The organism is Chroococcidiopsis sp. CCNUC1 (assembly GCF_023546805.1).
In the GTDB taxonomy this organism is placed as follows: Bacteria; Cyanobacteriota; Cyanobacteriia; order Cyanobacteriales; family Chroococcidiopsidaceae; genus Chroococcidiopsis; species Chroococcidiopsis thermalis.
Genome location: NZ_CP097480.1, coordinates 2,617,599 through 2,635,752 on the forward strand (window position 1 = coordinate 2,617,599; position 18,154 = coordinate 2,635,752).

Sequence of the window (18,154 nt, forward strand, 5' to 3'; positions counted from 1 at the left end):
ATCGAACCGCTATAAACTCGCTATAAAACGGATCGAACTATAGCAGCACCAACTTTACTAAAACTGTACTAGGACAAAACTTCTCAATCCGTACCTTCTGCGATCGCCAAATGATTAGCTAAACCTGAAAGTATTCCCTGTGGTGCGCCAAGAAAGAGGAAGTTGCAAGGGTGAGACAAAATCAAAAATTTCGCGGCATCGATCCTGAACTACTGGGATTAATATATGGCTTTGTGGGGGTATTCGGCTTTAGCTTAACACTACCAGCAACTCGCGTCGCCGTCACCGATTTTGACCCCAATTTTGTTGGTTTAGGAAGGGCGATTGTCGCAGCATTTTTGGCAATGGTAGTTTTACGAATAACTCATCAACCCTTACCCAAGCGCCGTTACTGGAAAAGTATAGCGATTGTTGCTGCGGGGTGGTTTTAGGATTTCCCTTACTCTCAGCTTGGGCAATGCAACAGCTACCAGCTGCCCACGGCGGAGTGGTTCTAGGACTGATGCCTTTAGCAACGGCATTGGCAGGCGCATGGCGATTAGGAGAACGCCCCAGTTTAGGTTTCTGGATTGCCAGCATTGCAGGTAGTATCACCGTCGTGCTGTTCGCGATTGTTTCGGGTGCAGGACAAATGCACTGGGCAGATTTGGTTTTACTTGGCGCGGGTTTCGCTGCGGCTGTGAGTTATGCGGAAGGGGGACGGTTGGCAAAAGATTTAGGTGGGTGGCAGGTGATTTGTTGGGCATTAGTGTTTACAGCCCCAATATTAGTCATACCAACCGCGATCGCAGTTTACCAGCATGGATTAACCGCCTCCCCTTCTGCCTGGTTGGGATTTGCTTACGTTAGTATTATCAGTCAATTTCTGGCTTTTTTCCCTTGGTATCGCGGACTAGCTTTGGGTGGTGTCGCCAGAGTCGGACAAGTTCAACTTTTGCAGCCATTTTTGACAATTTTCGCCTCAGCGCTGTTACTAAGTGAGACAATTACACCTCTAACTCTAGGAGCTGCAACTATAGTAGTGATGACAGTGGCATTAGGAAAAAAGTCAAAAATTAAAAGTTAAAAGTCAAAACTATCGCAATACTGACACCAACCACCAATTACCCATTACCTATTACCAATTACCATGAAAGCCCAAGCGATCGCCTCTTTTGGCGAACCAAGTGTCTTCCAAACTGTAGAATTACCTAAACCAGAAGTTATTCCTGGTCACGTTTTGATTCGAGTTGCAGCTACCAGCGTTAATCCAGTTGATTTTAAACTGCGACGAGGGGCAATGCCCGCGATCGCGCCTGAATTCCCTGCCGTGTTGCATGGAGATGTTGCGGGAGTAGTTGAAGCAGTGGGGGAAGGAGTCACCACTTTTAAACCTGGGGATGAAGTCTACGGCTGTGCAGGCGGATTTAAAGGTATGGGTGGCGCTTTAGCAGAATATATGCTAGCCGATGCCGATTTACTTGCATTAAAGCCCAAATCGCTTTCAATGAAAGAAGCTGCTGCTTTACCATTAGTCGCAATTACAGCCTGGGAAAGTTTAATTTATCGCGCCAAAATCCAGCCAGGACAAAAAGTACTAGTTCATGCTGCAACTGGAGGAGTCGGTCATATTGGCATTCAATTGGCAAAATGGGCGGGGGCAAAAGTCTATACTACAGTTTCTAATGAAGAGAAGAAAGCGATCGCCCGCGATTTAGGAGCCGATACAGTCATCAATTATCGCCAGCAAACCGTAGAAGAATACGTAGCAGAACACACTTCAGGCAAAGGCTTTGACGTAGTTTTTGATACAGTTGGTAAAGACAACCTCGATCGCTCTTTCGCTGCGGCAGCAATGCACGGTACAGTAGTCTCTATTTCTACCCGTTCTACCCACGACCTCAGCCCCCTTCATGCCAAAGGACTAACCTTACACGTCGTTTTCATGCTCTTACGTATGTTATGCGGCACGGAACGAGCCGAACATGGCAAAATCCTCTTCAACGTTGCCAAACTCGTAGACCAGGGCAAAATCCGCCCCTTACTCGATCCTAAATCCTTTCGTTTCTCCGAAGTCGCAGAAGCCCATCGCTACGCCGAATCAGGTCAAGCAGTCGGGAAAGTTGTGGTGGAAGTGTAGCTTTTTGGTTGGGAGGGGACAAGGGGGACAAGGGGGACAAGGGGGAGAATTCTAGTCACCAGCCACTAGTCACTAGTCACTAATAACTGATTAATCCGCAAACCCGACAACCACTTTATTTTCCACAATCAAATCTGGCAGTCCTTCCAGTTTTTCTGCGGCTGAGGGTGGTGCTGCTTCCTTTGGGACAAAAATCGTCAGTCCATCTGGAATGCATTTAACATCGATAGGTGTCTCACCAATGATTTCGCCATCTAAAACAACTTTTTGCGGCGGATCGGTGCGAATTTTGACTCGTTCGGCGCGTAAATACCCTACGTCATCTCGTTCGGCTGCATTCTCATTTAAAGCTGTAGAGAGTAAGTGAAAAGAAGCTGCGATCGCTCCGGCGCGAGTTGTAGAAGAAACTACGGTAACATCTAATAGTCCATCATCGAATACTACCCCGTCTGGACCTTGAGCTAAGACCGAGGTAGGTGGTGCGGCGTTGGCTACGGTAATTGCAGCAGCCGTGACGTTGATAATTCTGTCTTCTGTCTCAATTTCTGCTGTAAAGCTTTCCAATTCGCGCAACTGTTGCAGTCCAGCCATTACATAAGCTAGCATTCCAAATCGCTTTTTCGCCTGACGATCTGCTTTTTCTACCGTTTCCGCCTCAAACCCAATGCCAGCTAGCAATACCATCGGGCGATCGTTGCACAAAGCCGCATCAACTTTGCGCGTTACTCCTCCTAAAATCATCTGACAAGCAGCTTCAATTGTATCTGGTAGTTCTAAAGCTGCGGCAAAAGCGTTAGCCGTACCGCGAGAAATAACACCTAAGGGAATATCCGTTCCCACTACAGCATCAGCCGCCGCTGAGAGAGTACCGTCGCCGCCAGATGCGATAATAACTTTTGCGCCATCTGCGATCGCTTCTCTGGCGATTTCATCCGCATCCATTTCTGCTGTTGTCATCCGAATATCCAAGTCAAACTCCGGCTCTAACAGCGATCTAATTTGTGCTAAATCTTGTTCGGGGTTACTTTGACCAGCAACTGGGTTAAATACTAGGCAAGCTGTCTTTCGGGTCATAAAATCTTCCGATTCGGCACTCAGATAGTTGCGTTTTCTTTTAAACTAGCAGCTGAAACACGCATTTTGTCACTATATCCTAAGTTACAATTAATTTATGACAGACCCTTTAATGTATCAAGAGGATCACTTTGTTGTCCTAGAACCAAACCAGCCAGAACAATTTCTTACGGCTGCGGAATTGTTAGAAAAGCTTAAAGATGTTTTGAGTCAGAGGCAACAGAATTTACCCCCAGAGTTGCAAAAGTTCAACTCTATCGAAGCTCAGGCTAAGTATTTAATCGATACGAGTTGCGATTTAGACTTAGAACCAGGGCAGTTTTTACAGTGGTACGCCGTGCGGTTAGAAAAGTAATATTTCAATGAAAATTATTGGATGTGCCAAACTGTTAGGAATGAGTTTGGCTATTTTATTATTATTTTTCTGTTTACCTAATTTTGCTTATGCTCGTGGCGGTTGCTTTGGAGAGGGAACCACAATTTCAACTCCAACGGGCGATAAATTAATTGAGCAATTGCATCCAGGCGATCGCGTTATTAGTTACAACTTTACCACGCATCATTCTGAAGTAGGGAAAGTTGGTGAAATTCAAGTTTTATCTTCTCCTGATTATTTTATAATTAACGAAACGCTCAAAGTTACGGGAACTCACCCGTTTTACATTCAAACTTCTACAGGAATCGATTTAGTTGAAGCGCGAAGAATAAAAGTAGGCGATCGCCTTGTAGGAGAAGATGCTGCTACTCATATTATTTCTTCTATTGAGCATATAAATAAACCTATCACCGTCTATAATCTGATTTCTATTAATCTTCAGCATAACTTTTATGCCAACAAAATTTTAGTACATAACAAAGGTGGCGGCGGTGGTGGAGGAGGACATGGCGGCGGTGGTAGAGGCTTTTCTGGTGGAGGACATGGAGGTGGTTCATCTGCTCCAATTACTAAAAAGACTATTTACAGTCTTGCATTTGTGGGTATGCTCTTATTGGCTATACTAGTACCTTTTGGATTTCGACGAGAAATTTATAATTCTATTCGTTTTTTTAGAAAAGATTTTACTGATAATCTAGATTTAATTAAATTTGCTACACTTGTAAATCCAAATTTTACCAATTGCTATTCTGCTAGCTATACAAAAGACAATGAAATTTGGCGTTTAATTTCAATTAGATCGGAAATTAACGAACAAGACTATCAGCACATATGTAGTAAAGCGGAACTAATAGAAAAAGTAAGTCAACTATTTATCCAGTATCAATCTGACTGGACGATGAAAAAATTTACTCGAATGGTTGAGTATGTTGCCGAGCCATTTTACTCTAAACAAGAATATATTTTTCTACGTGATTTTGGCAATAATTTTGATATTGTTTATCAACCTGAAATAATTGAACTTGCACCGATTAGTTACAGACAAGAGCAAGACAAGCATATGTTTAAAATACAGATAAATGCAAAAATAACTAACTTCGTTCTCTCTCCTCAAGGATACGTCAGAAGTGGCGAACCTGAACCGCGATCTTTTACTGAATATTGGAATATTAGTATAGATGCTGAACATAAGTGGTATTTAATGGGAATCGAGCAAGTTGATTCTTAAATATTTATAGTTTAAAATAGCGATCGCATTTGTAGAGGTAGGGGTGCGATCGCGCTTTACTCTTCTTTTATGAGTTGTTGCAAAGCTTCATCTTTAAATAGTGGCTTTTCATCTTTTACTTCATTCATCAGTTGCGCTAAGCCATAATCTTCTAGTATTTCTTCAATTTTTTCAAACTCAGCAATAGGAATTTGTACGGCTATAGGTTGTCCTTTCTCATCAAGGATATAACTTTTGTGAATTTCTAGCATCGTTACTTCTTTCCTAAATTTACATTAGAACTACCAGATGCTTTTAACAAAACTAGAATTCAACAGCCCCCAGCTAGACGCTTAGACGCTTAGCACGACTTTTCTATTCTACTGATAATATTTGTTTAGTACCATATTACTCTCTTTAAGAAAGGTTATGTCTCCCAAGGCTAACAAGTTAACAAATAGTTATAAAGGCACAGCCATAGCAGCTCTGATACTTTTATTATTTTTTGCTTTGCAATACTGGAAACCCAGTTTTTATTGGACTTCTCCGAAAACAAAATTCCAAAGAGAGCTAATTGGAGATCTTGGATTGGATATTTTGGTTTATGGATTAGTAACAATGTTCTTTTTGGGCATGATTTTTAGGTTGCTGGGAGTAATATTTAGGCTTAGCAGTAAGCATGATTCTAGCAAATACAGCAAAGAGTGAGAACTAACAGAATGCAGCAATAAAAATAAAAACTTTTTGACTTTTGTTAGAAACTTTCTACGGTTTTATGATTGCTGCAAGTAAAGATACTGCTCAGTCTAATACATTTGCTAAAATTACTCTAACAATAAAGCACGATAACCTGCTTGGACAAAATGCCTATCAACTGTAACTGCATCGATTAAACTTTGGTCTTGCATAACAATAAATGATATGCAATCCGTAAGTCCCCAGGTTTTATCTGGACGAGATTGATAAAGTTGTATGGCACGGCTTAGCAATTGCGTATCGACAGAGACAACTTGTATATTACTGGTCTGGTAGCACTGCTCAATAAACTGAATAGCTGCTGTACGATTAGTAGCACTCAAAGCATTGCCAACTTCAATCAAAACTGCTTCAGTTACCCATACTTCTAAAGCAGCACGTAATCGTGGTAAAAAAGATTTAGCCTGTTGATGATACTGGTCATTACGATTCAGTAAGGCTTGAATAAATACAGTATCTATAAACAAGCGATCGCCATTCATTCAATATTTTCAGTGTTATGTTTTGGTGTGCCATATAGATAATGGTCGTGTTGGCTAGACCAATCGCTAGGAGCTTCTACCGTTCCTGCCATTGCCTCTAGAACATCCCAAGCATTGTCTTTAACTACAGGCTCGACAGATTCAACTGTAATAGTGTAGCGTGTATTTGGTTCTAAATTAGGTGGAGAATCTGGACGAAAAACTTGACCGTCAAATACAACTGTTATAGTTTCACTCATAATTCAAGTTATCCTATTGTGCAAAATTTATGTAGAAATAGGGTGGGCATTGCCCACCCTACAATTATGACTTACTAGCAGCCGTAGGCATTCCCAAAATATCCTCAATCCGAGGCATCTCTTCTAAAGGAATTACCCGTCCTTCATCCGCAAAACCTGAGATTTGATCGAAGTTCAAATAGCGATACAAATCGCCAGCAAAAGGATGAATTTTATGCGCTACGATGTCCATATATTCCTGTACGGAAGGCAGACGACCGAGCAACGCACAAACAGCAGCTAATTCTGCCGAACCGAGATAAACTTGGGCATCTTTACCCATGCGATTATTGAAGTTGCGCGTAGAAGTAGAAAACACCGTTACGCCATCTTCAACCCGCGCCTGATTACCCATACATAAACTGCAACCAGGCATTTCTGTTCTCGCACCAGCCGCACCAAACACACCGTAAATACCCTCTTCCTTGAGTTGTTTTTCATCCATGCGGGTAGGCGGACAAATCCACAAACGAGTTTTAACAGCGCCAGCACCTTCTAATACTTTCGCGGTTGCCCGATAATGACCGATATTAGTCATACAGGAACCAACAAATACTTCTTGTACCGGATCGTTTTCCACTTCCGATAACAATTTCACGTTGTCAGGATCGTTAGGTGCGGCAACAATTGGTTCCTTGATTTCATTCAAATCAATTTCGATGATTTCGGCATATTCTGCATCAGCATCGCCTTCCATCAACACAGGATTTGCTAACCATTCTTCCATCTTGGCAACGCGCCGCATGATAGTTTTAGCATCCTGATAACCCCGCGCTACCATATTTTTCATCAGCGCGATATTAGAACGCAAATATTCGGAAACAGTTTCGATACTCAATTTGATGGTACAACCCGCACAAGATCTTTCTGCTGTCGCATCGGTGAGTTCAAAAGCTTGTTCGACTTTTAAATCTGGCAAGCCTTCTATTTCCATAATCCGTCCAGAAAAGATGTTCTTCTTATTCTGCTTGGCTACCGTCAACAAGCCTTTTTGGATAGCAACGTAGGGAATAGCGTTGACAATATCTCGCAGCGTTACACCTGGTTGCAACTCACCTTTGAATCTAACTAAAACAGATTCCGGCATATCCAAAGGCATTACACCTAAAGCCGCTGCAAACGCTACCAACCCAGAACCAGCAGGGAAAGAAATTCCCAAGGGAAAACGAGTGTGAGAATCGCCACCTGTACCGACAGTATCGGGTAACAGCATCCGGTTCAGCCAAGAGTGAATGATACCATCCCCAGGACGCAAGGCAACGCCAGCGCGAGAAGACATGAAATCGGGGAGTTCGTGGTGAACTTTCACATCTACAGGTTTGGGATAAGCTGCCGTATGACAGAAACTTTGCATCACCAAGTCAGCACTGAAACCCAAACATGCAAGTTCTTTCAACTCATCGCGCGTCATGGGTCCCGTGGTATCCTGGGAACCAACAGTAGTCATAATCGGTTCGCAGTAAGTCCCAGGACGGACACCAGGTAAACCGCAAGCTTTACCCACCATTTTTTGCGCTAGAGTATAGCCTTTACCCGTATCAACTGGTTGCTTGGGACGAGTAAAGATAGGACTCGGTTCTAATCCCAAAGCCGTGCGAGTTTTATCGGTAAGGGTACGTCCGATTAATAGGGGGATGCGTCCGCCTGCACGAACTTCATCTAAAATCGTGTCGGGTTTGAGAGTGAAGGTAGAGATAACTTCGCCTGCTTCGTTGGTAATTTCCCCTTTATAAGGATGGATGGTAATTACCATACCCGTTTCCATCTGGGTGACATCACACTGAATTGGCAATGCACCAGCATCCTCAGCTGTATTGAAGAAAATTGGCGCGATCGCACTACCTAAAATATACCCCCCTGCCCGCTTGTTGGGAATGCAGGGAATATCTTGACCGATATGCCACAACACCGAGTTAATCGCCGACTTGCGGGAAGAACCCGTACCGACAACATCGCCAACATAAGCTACAGGATGTCCTTTTTGCTTTAACTGAGCGATCGTTTCTAAACTACCAGGTTGCCGCGATTCCAACATCACTAAGGCATGTAAGGGAATATCAGGGCGTGTAGTAGCATGGGGTGCAGGAGATAAATCGTCCGTGTTCGTCTCCCCAGGCACTTTAAATACAGTGACGGTGATAGCTTCAGGTAAAGTCGGGCGAGAAGTGAACCACTCGGCATTTGCCCAAGAATCAACTACCTGCTTAGCGTAAGGATTGCCTTCACTTGACAAATCCAAAACATCGTGGTAAGACTCATAAACTAGAGCGATCTTACTCAAAGCCTTGGCAGCAGCAGCAGCTAAAGTCGCCTCCGCACTGAGTAGATCGATTAGCGATCGCACGTTATAACCGCCTACCATCGTCCCCAATAAAGCGATCGCATCTGTAGGGGAAACAAGGGGACTCGTCACGTCACCCTTAGCCACAGCCGTTAAAAACCCAGCCTTGACATAAGCCGCCGGATCGACACCAGGAGGAATGCGATCGCGCAACAGGTGCAGCAATGTCTCCTCTTCCCCAGCAGGCGGATGTTTCAGCAATTCACACAAATCCGATGTTTGTGCCGCATCCAATGGTAACGGCGGAATACCTAATGCCCCGCGTTCTGCTACTTGCTGCCGATATTGTTCCAGCATTCTCTACCTCTTAAGGATCTCCAGTATTTTTACTTCCTACTTCCAGCTTAGTGCTAGCAAGAGCCAGTTATCAGTTATCAGTTAACAGTTATCAGTGGTTAGTGGCTGGTGGCTAGTGACTAAATAAAGATTCGGTGACTAGCTACTCACCAACAACCAATGACAAATGACGAATGACTAATGACCATTCGTTAGAACCCGACCGTACAAGATAAAATAACTGGTGAGCAATTTACAATAGCTGATGCTGCGTTCGAGCTTGCGATCGCCCTAACTTTATATATGTCTCAAACTTACACGGTTCAAATTCATCATCAAGGCGAAACTCACACGATCCAAGTCCCAGAAGACAAAATCATTTTACGGGCTGCTACTGCTGCTGGGCTAGACTTGCCGAGTTCTTGTAATGCAGGCGTTTGTACTACCTGCGCTGGCAAAATTCTAGAAGGAACTGTAGATCAAAGCGATGGAATGGGTGTGAGTCCCGAACTTCAACAACAAGGCTATGTCTTGCTATGTGTTGCCCGTCCCCGTTCCGATTTGAAAATTGAAACGGAAAAAGAAGACGAGTTATACGATTTGCAATTTGGACAACCCCAGAAGTGAAGGACAAGGGAGATAAGGAAGATAAGGAAGACAAGGAAGACAAGGAAGACAAGGGAGACAAGGGAGACAGGGGAGAGAATTTGCAATTCACAATTTACAATTAAACCCTGTACCCTTGCTCGACTCCCGACTCCCGCCATTACATGACTACTCAATTTATCACTCTAGAAATTAATCTTCAGGAAACGCCAGCCCAGTTACTGCAAGCAATTGAGACACAATTACGTTTGTCTGGAGAACCGTTACGCTGGGCAATTACTAGCGTAGATTTCCTCACCCAAAAAGCAATTGTCGAAGCAGTTGTTATCAGTTGATAGTTATCAGAGAGATAATTCAATCTAAGATTCTGCACTAGGTGTTACTCAATTTTGACTCCTCACTTTTAATTGTTTGTTCTGTTACAGGGATGTTCTCAAAAACAGCCCCTACGAATTGTTCACGGTTGTATGGGCGGGTTTTGGATCGCCATCTTGGTGATACCATTTCACTAAAACTATGCTACAGAAGATCCCTCCTAGCCCCCCTTGATAAGGGGGGTGGGGGGATCTCTTTTGTCGTCGTCAAAGAGTAAATTGGTATGAATTGGTAAGGATTCTAGCTAAACCCGCCCCTACGAATTGTTCACGGTTGTACGGGCGGGTTTTGAATCACAATCTTGGTGAATTGGTAAGGATTTTAGCTAAACCCGCCCCTACGAATTTTTAACTTTTAACTTTTGACTTTTGACTTTATATGAATCGTCTCTACACAGCCCTCTTAATCGTCCCTACTGGAATTGGGGCAGCTATTGGTGGTTATGCTGGTGATGCAATGCCCGTTGCTAGAACACTTGCTTCGGTATGCGATCGCCTCATCACTCACCCGAACGTCCTCAATGGCGCACAATTATACTGGTCTTTACCTAATGCTTTCTATGTTGAAGGCTACGGACTTGACAAATTCGCAGCGGGATGCTGGGGTTTACGTCCAATACATCAAAATCGCATAGGTTTAATTCTTGACAAAGGAATAGAGACAGATTTGCGACTGCGACATCTCCAAGCTGCGGATGCGGCTAGGGCAACTTTGGGGTTAAATTTAACCGACTATGTTATTACTGATGCGCCTTTGAATGTGGAATTGCGGACTGCTGCTTCTGGGGCGAGTTGGGGAACAATTGGCAATCCCGATAGTTTGTTACGGGCGGCGGAAGTATTGATAAGTAAAGCTGGGGCAGAAGCGATCGCAGTGGTTGCCCGTTTCCCTGATGATATTGGTAGCGAAGCATTGCAAAACTATCGTCACGGACAAGGAGTCGATCCGCTAGCGGGTGCGGAAGCGATTATCAGCCATTTAATTGTCAAAACTTTTCAAATTCCCTGCGCCCATTCTCCCGCGTTATCACCTTTACCCCTCGATCCCGATTTGTCTCCTCGTTCGGCGGCGGAAGAATTGGGATATACATTTTTGCCTAGCGTTTTAGTTGGGTTAAGTCGCGCCCCTCAATTCGTTGTCAATCCACACCGTGTAGAGACGTTACATGTAACATCTCTACAGGAGAACATATGGGCGAACCAAATTGATGCTGTCGTCATCCCTGCCACGGCTTGCGGTAGTAGTGCCGTCCTCAGTTTAAGCCAATCCCAGGCGCAAATTATTACTGTGGCAGAAAATCAAACTACCATGCAAGTGCCACCCGCACCACTGGGAATCAAAGCGATCGCAGTAAACTCGTATTTAGAGGCAATCGGTGTCATCGCTGCCCACAAAGCAGGTGTGAATCCAACTGTCCTTTGTGGGGCGATCGCAAATTTACATTGCTTATCTACCACAGATGACTAGCCATAGCCCTATACTATCACTAACCCCTAACCGCCCTGCCATTTCCGTGAGTCAGCAGCAAGATCCGAGTCTTCAACCTTTGTCGCGCCTCCAAATTTTAATGTTGATGGGTGTGACTGCTGTAGTATTTTTAATAATCTCAAAACTCTGGTTAAGATTTGGTTCCGTGTCCCTCTTAAGTGTTAGTTGGGATGCCGGATCTATACTTACAGGCATTGGTCTAGGACTCATTATTACTTCTGCTAGCTTTGTAGTTTATCGATTGTGGCCCGCATATCGTCGTAGTTCGGATTTCTATCTAGAATTTGTTCTCAAGCCATTGCTACTACCAGACATTATCTGGGTAGGGTTATTACCAGGGCTGAGTGAAGAATTATTATTTCGAGGGGTCATGCTACCAGCACTCGGTTTAAATGCTACTGGCATTGCCATATCAAGTCTATGCTTCGGTGCTTTACATCTGAGTGGTTCTCAGCAATGGTCTTATGTTGTTTGGGCAACTATAGTAGGTGTATTGCTAGGATTCAGTGCTGTAGTCACGCACAATTTATTAGTTCCAATTGTGGCGCACACGTTTACAAATTTAATTTCTAGCTATCTTTGGAAAATAGGACAATCTAATTCGTAGTAGGGGCGCACAGCTGTGCGCCCCTACCAAACAACCGTACACCTCTATGACTCTTTTCAATCAAAAAAGCTTTACAAAATTGTAAGGCTAATAGGGTGCGTTTTCAAAACGCACCCTACTACTTTGGTAATTGGTAAATTAAAAAACAATTTTACGACAGTAAAAAGCCTCTGCGTATTTTTCCGGTGCATTCGATTCAATTCCCCGGATTCTTAAAATTGATAAAAAGGTTTCTTCGGTAAACCACTGCTTTTCTATTTGAGACTGAAAACTACTGAGAATTAAGTGGGCTTTATGTTGGCAAATTATTGGATCTAAATGAACAAAGAAATTAGGTATACCGAGATCGCCATCATATTTTGGAATTTCGTATTCTAAAATTAGATGATTTCTGAAGGTATTCCAAGTTAAATCAGAAATTAATCGATGATCTTGATGTAGATCGTTACGGTAATGAGTCAAAATAAGATCGGGCTGAAATTCTTGTTTTAAGCTTTCAAAAAGTTCCTTAACTTCAATCGCCATAAAAGGCAAAAATCCATCTCGAAAATTTGCGATCGCAATATTTTTTATTTGCGTTCCTTTTAAAAACTGTTTAGCACTCTCATAAGCCTCTTTTTCTCTTTGTGAATTCGAGCTAAATACCACCCAGTAGAAAACAAGATTCTGATATTTTTCTATCAGTTTTAAAATTGTACCTCCACACCCAATTTCAATATCATCGCAGTGCGCTCCCAAACACAGGATATTATAATGCGAATCGCTTTTCTCCTCAAAGTTGAATTTAAGCATCCAGTCTATCTCCCAATCTGATATGCTAGATTGAATGTTTTTGATTCATTTGTTTCCCAACAATATTCTGACTGAGTAGATTTCCATACATGCCAAGGTGCTTTCCCTTGGCAATACAAATCGTCTAACTGCTGCTGTTCTTTAAAGGTATCCATGCACGCCCAAAAACCATCATATTTATATGCCGTTAGCTGATTCAACTTCATCAATCTTTGAAATGGCTCGCAAACTAACTCCTCACCTTCATTAATGTATTGATAAATCTCTCGTTTAAAAAGAAAATATCCTCCATTAATCCGAATTCCTGCTTCTTTCACATCTTTAATATCGTTGACTAAACCATCTTCTGTAGTAGAAACAAGGTGAAAGCTATGAGAAGGCTTGACACACAAAAAACAAGCTACCCTATCTTTTTGATAAAAATCATCAATGAATTTTGGTAGATTCAGATCGGTCAACCCATCGCTATAATTTGCTAAAAATACCTCTTCACCTTCCAGATACTTTTCTACCGCTTTAAACCTTTGCCCGATACTAGAATGCAAACCCGTATCGACAAAAGTTATTTTCCAATCTTCAATGTCGCTATTAGATAGTTGAATAGTTTTCCCACCATTCAATAATGTAAAGTCGTTAGATAAACACTCATTGTAATGTAGAAAATAATTCTTTATAGCATCAGCTTTGTAGCCAAGGCACAAAATAAAATCTTTATGCCCGTAGTAGGCATAATACTTCATAATATGCCATAAAATCGGTCGGTAGCCAATATGAACCATTGGTTTAGGTAAATTTGCAGCAGCTTCTCTCAATCGCGTTCCTAAACCACCGCAAAATAAAACAACTTTCATAATATACTCTCCTTATTTCTGTCGGAGTAGATTTAAACTGAGCCATAAGGTAGCAAGTCGTGTAAATCCCAACTACCAACTACCAACTACCAACTACCCATTACCTAAGAGTAAACAATTACTTCAGGTATTGGTACAACAAACTTACCACCCCAATCGCAAATATATGCCATTTGCTCCATAATTTCATCCTGAAGATTCCAAGGTAAAATTAAAAGATAGTCTGGCTTTGTCTCCAAAATTTTGTGAGGATAAAAGATAGGAATATGAGTGCCTGGTAATAATTTACCTTGTTTAAAAGAACTGCGATCGACTGTATACTCGATAAAATCCGTGCGGATTCCACAAAAATTCAAGAGCGTGTTGCCTTTGCCTGGAGCGCCATAACCAACAACAGATTTGCCTTGCCTTTTCGCTGTAATTAAAAAATCCAACAGCTTAAACTTGGTTTCTTTAACCTTTTGAGCAAAAGAGAAATAATGCTCTAGAGTTGTAAATCCAGCCGCTTTCTCTTCAGATCTTAACGCTCTCACCTGTTGACTAATTGATTTCGACGTATCTTCAGCATGACTGACATAAATTCTGAGGGAACCCCGTGAGTTGACAACTGTTCAACATCAAAAATAGTCAGTCCGTGGGTGGCAAAAACTTTCTCAACCGTGAGAAATGAAAGATAAGAAAAGTGTTCGTGGTAAATAGTATCAAACTGATTTCCCTCCATCAACCGCATCAAATGGGGGAATTCCATTGTAATAACTCCCTCCGGTTTGAGCAAAATTTTCATTCCAGCCACAAAATCATTTAAATCGGGTACGTGAGCTAACACGTTATTACCCAACAACAAATCGGCTTGATTCCCCTTTGCTACTAACTCTCGCGCTGTCTGTTGCCCAAAGAACTTGACAACTGTAGGAATACTTTTTTCCCGCGCTACTTTGGCTACATTTGCTGCTGGCTCAATGCCTAAAACAGGTATCCCTTGAGCCACAAAGTATTGCAGCAAATAACCATCATTACTTGCAATTTCGACAACTTGGCTCTGTTCGTGCAATCCCCAACGTCCTACCATTTTTTCAGTGTAATCTCGAACGTGTTGCAGCCAAGTATCAGAATAGGACGAGAAGTACGCATAGTGACTGAAGATGTCACTCGGACTAACATACTCTAGAAGTTGAACTAAAAAACAGCGATCGCATACGTACACATGCAGTGGATAAAACGGCTCCATCTGGTTGAGCTGAGCAGGTGTTATGTAGCTCTCGCACAATGGTGACATTCCTAGATCGACAAAGCTATGTCTCAGCAAAGAGCCACAGAAACGACAGCACGAGCTATTCATTGTTATATTTCACTATGCCTAAAACTTACTACGTCCGATCGTTCACAACTAGCTGGCGCTAGTCGTCAATGCAACTTAAAACCTATTGCAATTTAAGAATTGATTTTGAATACTCACTTTTCCTCTAAACTGGATACTACACACTTAATTTGAGCGTGTCAACCCCATATTTGCAAATACCGAGTTCGAGATATTTGTGCAAATTTTGCACAAATGTGAAGATACTTGCAAAAGTAGGGTCGAACTTCAGACATGCGATTGAAGTACGTTATGCAAAACTCTGAAAGTAAATATTCCCTCCAAACTAGCTGCAAGCAAGAGACAACAACTAACTAGAGAGAATATATTGACCAATTGTCCTGAGTTGAAAATATGGCATTGTGTTATAAGTTCTCAAAAAGCTCGATTTTGCAGTTGACACTTGTAATTAACTTTGGTAAGAGTGTAGCTTATGACTAGGTTTTGATAGAGACCAATTTTTGCCTTAATTAGCGATCGCGATCGCAGTCTTTCGCGCTCTGCCACATGCGTGAGGGGCAGTACTTCTGTGCTGTATCTCAACACAAGCGGCAAGAATTAAGTATCGAGATTTAAAAATTTAGAAATTTGAACTATGAGGAGCGGAATCCTGCATGAGTCTGCCGTGTTCTAGCTTCAGTTATGCACCGCTGGCAACCAGGGAAGCAGTCACAGCTCAAGGTAAGTTTTTGTACGTTAACGATCGAAAGTTTTTTCTCAAAGGAGTTAGCTACGGTCCGTTTTCTCAGGCAACACACGGCACTCCCTTTCCTGAAAAACAGGTTGTTGAAAAAGACTTTGCCTTGATGGTAGAACTAGGAGCGAACTGTATTCGCACGTATACTGTTCCCCCTGTATGGCTGTTGGATTTGGCAGCAGCTTACGGTCTGAGAATAATGGTCGGTATTCCTTGGGCTGAGCATATCTGTTTTTTGAGTTCCTCTGCTGTCCGAGCAGAGATTCGGGGCGCGATCGCTGATGGGGTGCGAGCCTGTCGCGACAGCCCCGCTACGTTTGCTTATCTAGTCGGTAACGAGATCCCTCCAGATGTCGTTCGCTGGCACGGAGCGAAGCAAGTTCGAGCTTTCCTGAGAGATTTAGTTTCAGTTGCCAAGGATGGCGATCCTACCGCACTTGTCAGTTATGCTAACTACCCCTGTACTGAGTATTTAGATATTGACTTCACTGATTTTTTATCCTTCAACGTCTATCTACACAAGGAAAAAGATTTTCGCAGTTACCTAGCGCGGCTGCACAATCTAGCAGAAGACAAACCATTAGTACTGAGCGAGTTCGGCATCGATTCTATCCGCGAGGGTGTAGAGGGGCAAGCTCAGATCCTCGATCGCAAACTGGCATCGAGTTTCAAAACTGGAGCAGCAGGTACAATAGTCTTTTCTTGGACGGACGAGTGGTTTACTGGTGGGTTTGCAATTCAAGACTGGGCGTTCGGTTTAGTCGATCGCGATCGGCATAAAAAGCCTGCGTTCTATAGCGTGCAGCAGTATTACAAATCGCTGCTACCACCACAACTACCTGAATACCCCAAAGTCTCGGTGGTTGTCTGTACTTACAATGCCGAACGAACTCTAGACAGTTGCCTCGCCTCGCTAGAGCGGCTCAATTACCCTAACTATGAGGTAATTGTGGTCAATGATGGCTCTACAGACGGTAGCTGGAGAATTGCTCGAAAATATGACTATATTCGCTTAATTAACCAAGAAAATAAGGGGTTAAGTGTCGCTCGTAACGTCGGTATCGCTGCTGCTGAAGGCGAAATTATTGCCTATACTGATTCTGATTGCGTTGCCGACCCAGACTGGTTAATTTACCTGGTAGATAAATTTCTCAGTTCGGGACTTTCAGCCGTTGGTGGTCCCAACTTACCCCCACCAGAAGATGCTTTGATCCCTGCTTGCGTGGCAGTGTCTCCTGGTGGTCCTACCCATGTCTTACTAAACGATGAGGTAGCGGAGCATATTGCTGGTTGCAACATGGCTTTTCGCCGAGAAGCGCTAGCGGAAATTGGCGGTTTCGACCCGTTATTTCATGCTGCTGGCGATGATGTCGATCTGTGCTGGCGGTTACAAGACCAAGGCTATACGATCGGCTTTAGTCCCGCTGCGATCGTCTGGCACTTTCGCCGCAATACCGTAGCCGCTTACCTAAAACAACAGCAAGGCTATGGTAAGGCAGAAGCTCTCGTCTACTTCAAGCACCCCTATCGCTTTAATTTATTGGGACAACCCCGCTGGTTCGGCAGAATTTACGGCGGACTTTACTCCACTTTTCTCATCGGTCAACCGACGATTTACTCTGGAGTGTTCGGTCGCGGCTTCTTTCAGATGCTGTACCAACCTCCAGCCTCTCTGTTTGGCTATCTCCCTCTAACTTTAGAGTGGAACTTAGCGATCGCCCTGTTTGGCACTTTATCGCTGTTATCCGGTCACTTCCCTTGGGTTGCCATCATTATGGTATTAATTTCCTGGGGTTGGTCTGTGGCTGCTGCCGTACAAGCACCAATTGACTCCCGTTTTCAGGGCATAAAAGCGCGTTTGCTGGTAGCAACGTTAATTTACTTAGGTCCACTGGTTCGTAGTCTAGAGCGGTATCGCTGGCGGTTTAAAGGACTAACTCAGATGGATGCGATCGAGTGCGATCGCGTCACGCAAAAACCCGAAGTTGTGTGGCACAAGTCTGCTTTTTACTTGTCCTATTGGACAGAAGCAGGAATGGAGAAAGAAAGTTTGCTGCTGGGAGCAATGGAACTACTTTTATCTCGCAAATACTTCATCATTCCCGATCGCGGTTGGAGCAGTTGGGATTTGGAAGTTTACCGAGGCATCTGGTCGAAAGCTCAAATCAAGGTTTGCACCGAAAATCACGGTAGCGGTAAACGGTTGCTGCGGGTACGGTGCGGACTCAAGCTAACGCAGCTCGCTAAAATGACGGCGATCGGCTGTACCTTAATGGCAGTTGCCGCGATCGCCCTTGGCAGGTCAGAACTAGGCGCGATCGCGATTTTCACGAGTGCGATCGCCGCTGCGACAATTCTCTATCAACACTCCCGCCTCGGTCGCATTCTCTACCACGTCATGGAAAACGTGGCACAAAGACTTTATTTGTTGCCGACTGACAATAAAGGTGGTGCGTGAACAACGGGTATGGG

General features: G+C 43.4%; 17 protein-coding genes and 2 pseudogenes. 10 read left to right on the forward strand and 9 right to left on the reverse strand.

The genetic code is table 11. The annotated features are described in order from the left end of the window. Positions 1 to 170 precede the first annotated feature (170 nt). A pseudogene (locus M5J74_RS12240) lies at positions 171 to 1,066 on the forward strand (DMT family transporter). 63 nt (positions 1,067 to 1,129) lie between these two features. Further along, the gene (locus M5J74_RS12245) at positions 1,130 to 2,119 is read left to right on the forward strand and encodes a zinc-dependent alcohol dehydrogenase family protein (RefSeq protein WP_250016814.1); all 990 of its coding nucleotides are present in this window, start codon (positions 1,130 to 1,132) and stop codon (positions 2,117 to 2,119) included. Between the two features lie 90 nt (positions 2,120 to 2,209). On the opposite strand, the gene M5J74_RS12250 is transcribed toward M5J74_RS12245, so the two are convergent. After that, the gene (locus tag M5J74_RS12250) at positions 2,210 to 3,193 is read right to left on the reverse strand and encodes a YegS/Rv2252/BmrU family lipid kinase (RefSeq protein WP_015154372.1); all 984 of its coding nucleotides are present in this window, start codon (positions 3,191 to 3,193) and stop codon (positions 2,210 to 2,212) included. A gap of 97 nt (positions 3,194 to 3,290) precedes the next feature. On the opposite strand from M5J74_RS12250, the gene M5J74_RS12255 reads away from it, so the two are divergent. Further along, a complete protein-coding gene (locus M5J74_RS12255) occupies positions 3,291 to 3,548 on the forward strand; it encodes a chlororespiratory reduction protein 7 (protein WP_106218489.1) in 258 nt (85 codons plus the stop codon). 7 nt (positions 3,549 to 3,555) lie between these two features. Beyond that, complete coding sequence (locus M5J74_RS12260; protein WP_250016816.1) at positions 3,556 to 4,797, forward strand: Hint domain-containing protein; 1,242 nt, start codon at positions 3,556 to 3,558, stop codon at positions 4,795 to 4,797. Between the two features lie 56 nt (positions 4,798 to 4,853). Here M5J74_RS12260 and M5J74_RS12265 read toward each other — a convergent pair whose 3' ends face one another. Further along, complete coding sequence (locus tag M5J74_RS12265; protein ID WP_106218487.1) at positions 4,854 to 5,048, reverse strand: hypothetical protein; 195 nt, start codon at positions 5,046 to 5,048, stop codon at positions 4,854 to 4,856. A 157-nt stretch (positions 5,049 to 5,205) separates the two neighbouring features. Here M5J74_RS12265 and M5J74_RS12270 point away from each other — a divergent pair, with 157 nt between their 5' ends. Next, positions 5,206 to 5,484 carry a hypothetical protein gene (locus tag M5J74_RS12270; protein ID WP_250016817.1) on the forward strand — a complete coding sequence of 93 codons (279 nt, stop codon included), beginning with the start codon at positions 5,206 to 5,208 and terminating at the stop codon, positions 5,482 to 5,484. A gap of 116 nt (positions 5,485 to 5,600) precedes the next feature. Here the strand turns inward: M5J74_RS12270 and M5J74_RS12275 are convergent, their stop codons facing one another. The 3 genes from M5J74_RS12275 to acnB all read right to left on the reverse strand — a co-directional run bounded on the left by M5J74_RS12275 (position 5,601) and on the right by acnB (position 8,930). Beyond that, on the reverse strand, positions 5,601 to 6,014 hold the full coding sequence (locus M5J74_RS12275) for a type II toxin-antitoxin system VapC family toxin (RefSeq protein WP_250016819.1): 414 nt from the start codon (positions 6,012 to 6,014) through the stop codon (positions 5,601 to 5,603). Then, positions 6,011 to 6,253, reverse strand: a complete 243-nt coding sequence (locus tag M5J74_RS12280; RefSeq protein WP_250016821.1) for an antitoxin family protein — start codon at positions 6,251 to 6,253, stop codon at positions 6,011 to 6,013. The genes M5J74_RS12275 and M5J74_RS12280 overlap by 4 nt, the downstream gene beginning before the upstream one ends. A gap of 64 nt (positions 6,254 to 6,317) precedes the next feature. Continuing rightward, positions 6,318 to 8,930 carry a bifunctional aconitate hydratase 2/2-methylisocitrate dehydratase gene (gene acnB, locus M5J74_RS12285; protein ID WP_250016823.1) on the reverse strand — a complete coding sequence of 871 codons (2,613 nt, stop codon included), beginning with the start codon at positions 8,928 to 8,930 and terminating at the stop codon, positions 6,318 to 6,320. A gap of 282 nt (positions 8,931 to 9,212) precedes the next feature. On the opposite strand from acnB, the gene M5J74_RS12290 reads away from it, so the two are divergent. The 4 genes from M5J74_RS12290 to M5J74_RS12305 all read left to right on the forward strand — a co-directional run bounded on the left by M5J74_RS12290 (position 9,213) and on the right by M5J74_RS12305 (position 11,985). Continuing rightward, positions 9,213 to 9,536 (forward strand): 2Fe-2S iron-sulfur cluster-binding protein, encoded by a 324-nt coding sequence (locus M5J74_RS12290; RefSeq protein ID WP_015154381.1) that lies wholly within the window; start codon positions 9,213 to 9,215, stop codon positions 9,534 to 9,536. A 143-nt stretch (positions 9,537 to 9,679) separates the two neighbouring features. Further along, a complete protein-coding gene (locus tag M5J74_RS12295) occupies positions 9,680 to 9,850 on the forward strand; it encodes a hypothetical protein (RefSeq protein WP_015154382.1) in 171 nt (56 codons plus the stop codon). Between the two features lie 418 nt (positions 9,851 to 10,268). Then, on the forward strand, positions 10,269 to 11,357 hold the full coding sequence (locus tag M5J74_RS12300) for a DUF3326 domain-containing protein (RefSeq protein ID WP_250016824.1): 1,089 nt from the start codon (positions 10,269 to 10,271) through the stop codon (positions 11,355 to 11,357). Positions 11,358 to 11,397: 40 nt separating this feature from the next. Beyond that, positions 11,398 to 11,985 (forward strand): CPBP family intramembrane glutamic endopeptidase, encoded by a 588-nt coding sequence (locus M5J74_RS12305; RefSeq protein WP_041463047.1) that lies wholly within the window; start codon positions 11,398 to 11,400, stop codon positions 11,983 to 11,985. Positions 11,986 to 12,123: 138 nt separating this feature from the next. Here M5J74_RS12305 and M5J74_RS12310 read toward each other — a convergent pair whose 3' ends face one another. The 4 genes and pseudogenes from M5J74_RS12310 to M5J74_RS32660 all read right to left on the reverse strand — a co-directional run bounded on the left by M5J74_RS12310 (position 12,124) and on the right by M5J74_RS32660 (position 15,492). Further along, positions 12,124 to 12,777, reverse strand: a complete 654-nt coding sequence (locus M5J74_RS12310) for a PIG-L deacetylase family protein (RefSeq protein WP_250016826.1) — start codon at positions 12,775 to 12,777, stop codon at positions 12,124 to 12,126. Positions 12,778 to 12,782: 5 nt separating this feature from the next. Continuing rightward, positions 12,783 to 13,628, reverse strand: a complete 846-nt coding sequence (locus M5J74_RS12315; RefSeq protein WP_106218483.1) for a sugar phosphate nucleotidyltransferase — start codon at positions 13,626 to 13,628, stop codon at positions 12,783 to 12,785. A 104-nt stretch (positions 13,629 to 13,732) separates the two neighbouring features. Further along, positions 13,733 to 14,967 (reverse strand): annotated as a pseudogene (locus tag M5J74_RS12325) (methyltransferase domain-containing protein). A gap of 393 nt (positions 14,968 to 15,360) precedes the next feature. Continuing rightward, positions 15,361 to 15,492, reverse strand: a complete 132-nt coding sequence (locus tag M5J74_RS32660) for a hypothetical protein (protein WP_256498778.1) — start codon at positions 15,490 to 15,492, stop codon at positions 15,361 to 15,363. Positions 15,493 to 15,599: 107 nt separating this feature from the next. Between M5J74_RS32660 and M5J74_RS12330 the strand changes: the two genes are divergently transcribed. Beyond that, positions 15,600 to 18,140, forward strand: a complete 2,541-nt coding sequence (locus M5J74_RS12330; protein ID WP_106218482.1) for a glycosyltransferase — start codon at positions 15,600 to 15,602, stop codon at positions 18,138 to 18,140. Positions 18,141 to 18,154: the final 14 nt, after the last annotated feature.

Coding starts and splice junctions, on each gene's coding strand:
- M5J74_RS12245 (WP_250016814.1), top strand. CDS start 1,130: ATGAAAGCCCAAGCGATCGCCTCTTTTGGCGAACCAAGTGTCTTCCAA.
- M5J74_RS12250 (WP_015154372.1), bottom strand. CDS start 3,193: ATGACCCGAAAGACAGCTTGCCTAGTATTTAACCCAGTTGCTGGTCAA.
- M5J74_RS12255 (WP_106218489.1), top strand. CDS start 3,291: ATGACAGACCCTTTAATGTATCAAGAGGATCACTTTGTTGTCCTAGAA.
- M5J74_RS12260 (WP_250016816.1), top strand. CDS start 3,556: ATGAAAATTATTGGATGTGCCAAACTGTTAGGAATGAGTTTGGCTATT.
- M5J74_RS12265 (WP_106218487.1), bottom strand. CDS start 5,048: ATGCTAGAAATTCACAAAAGTTATATCCTTGATGAGAAAGGACAACCT.
- M5J74_RS12270 (WP_250016817.1), top strand. CDS start 5,206: ATGTCTCCCAAGGCTAACAAGTTAACAAATAGTTATAAAGGCACAGCC.
- M5J74_RS12275 (WP_250016819.1), bottom strand. CDS start 6,014: ATGAATGGCGATCGCTTGTTTATAGATACTGTATTTATTCAAGCCTTA.
- M5J74_RS12280 (WP_250016821.1), bottom strand. CDS start 6,253: ATGAGTGAAACTATAACAGTTGTATTTGACGGTCAAGTTTTTCGTCCA.
- acnB (WP_250016823.1), bottom strand. CDS start 8,930: ATGCTGGAACAATATCGGCAGCAAGTAGCAGAACGCGGGGCATTAGGT.
- M5J74_RS12290 (WP_015154381.1), top strand. CDS start 9,213: ATGTCTCAAACTTACACGGTTCAAATTCATCATCAAGGCGAAACTCAC.
- M5J74_RS12295 (WP_015154382.1), top strand. CDS start 9,680: ATGACTACTCAATTTATCACTCTAGAAATTAATCTTCAGGAAACGCCA.
- M5J74_RS12300 (WP_250016824.1), top strand. CDS start 10,269: ATGAATCGTCTCTACACAGCCCTCTTAATCGTCCCTACTGGAATTGGG.
- M5J74_RS12310 (WP_250016826.1), bottom strand. CDS start 12,777: ATGCTTAAATTCAACTTTGAGGAGAAAAGCGATTCGCATTATAATATC.
- M5J74_RS12315 (WP_106218483.1), bottom strand. CDS start 13,628: ATGAAAGTTGTTTTATTTTGCGGTGGTTTAGGAACGCGATTGAGAGAA.
- M5J74_RS12330 (WP_106218482.1), top strand. CDS start 15,600: ATGAGTCTGCCGTGTTCTAGCTTCAGTTATGCACCGCTGGCAACCAGG.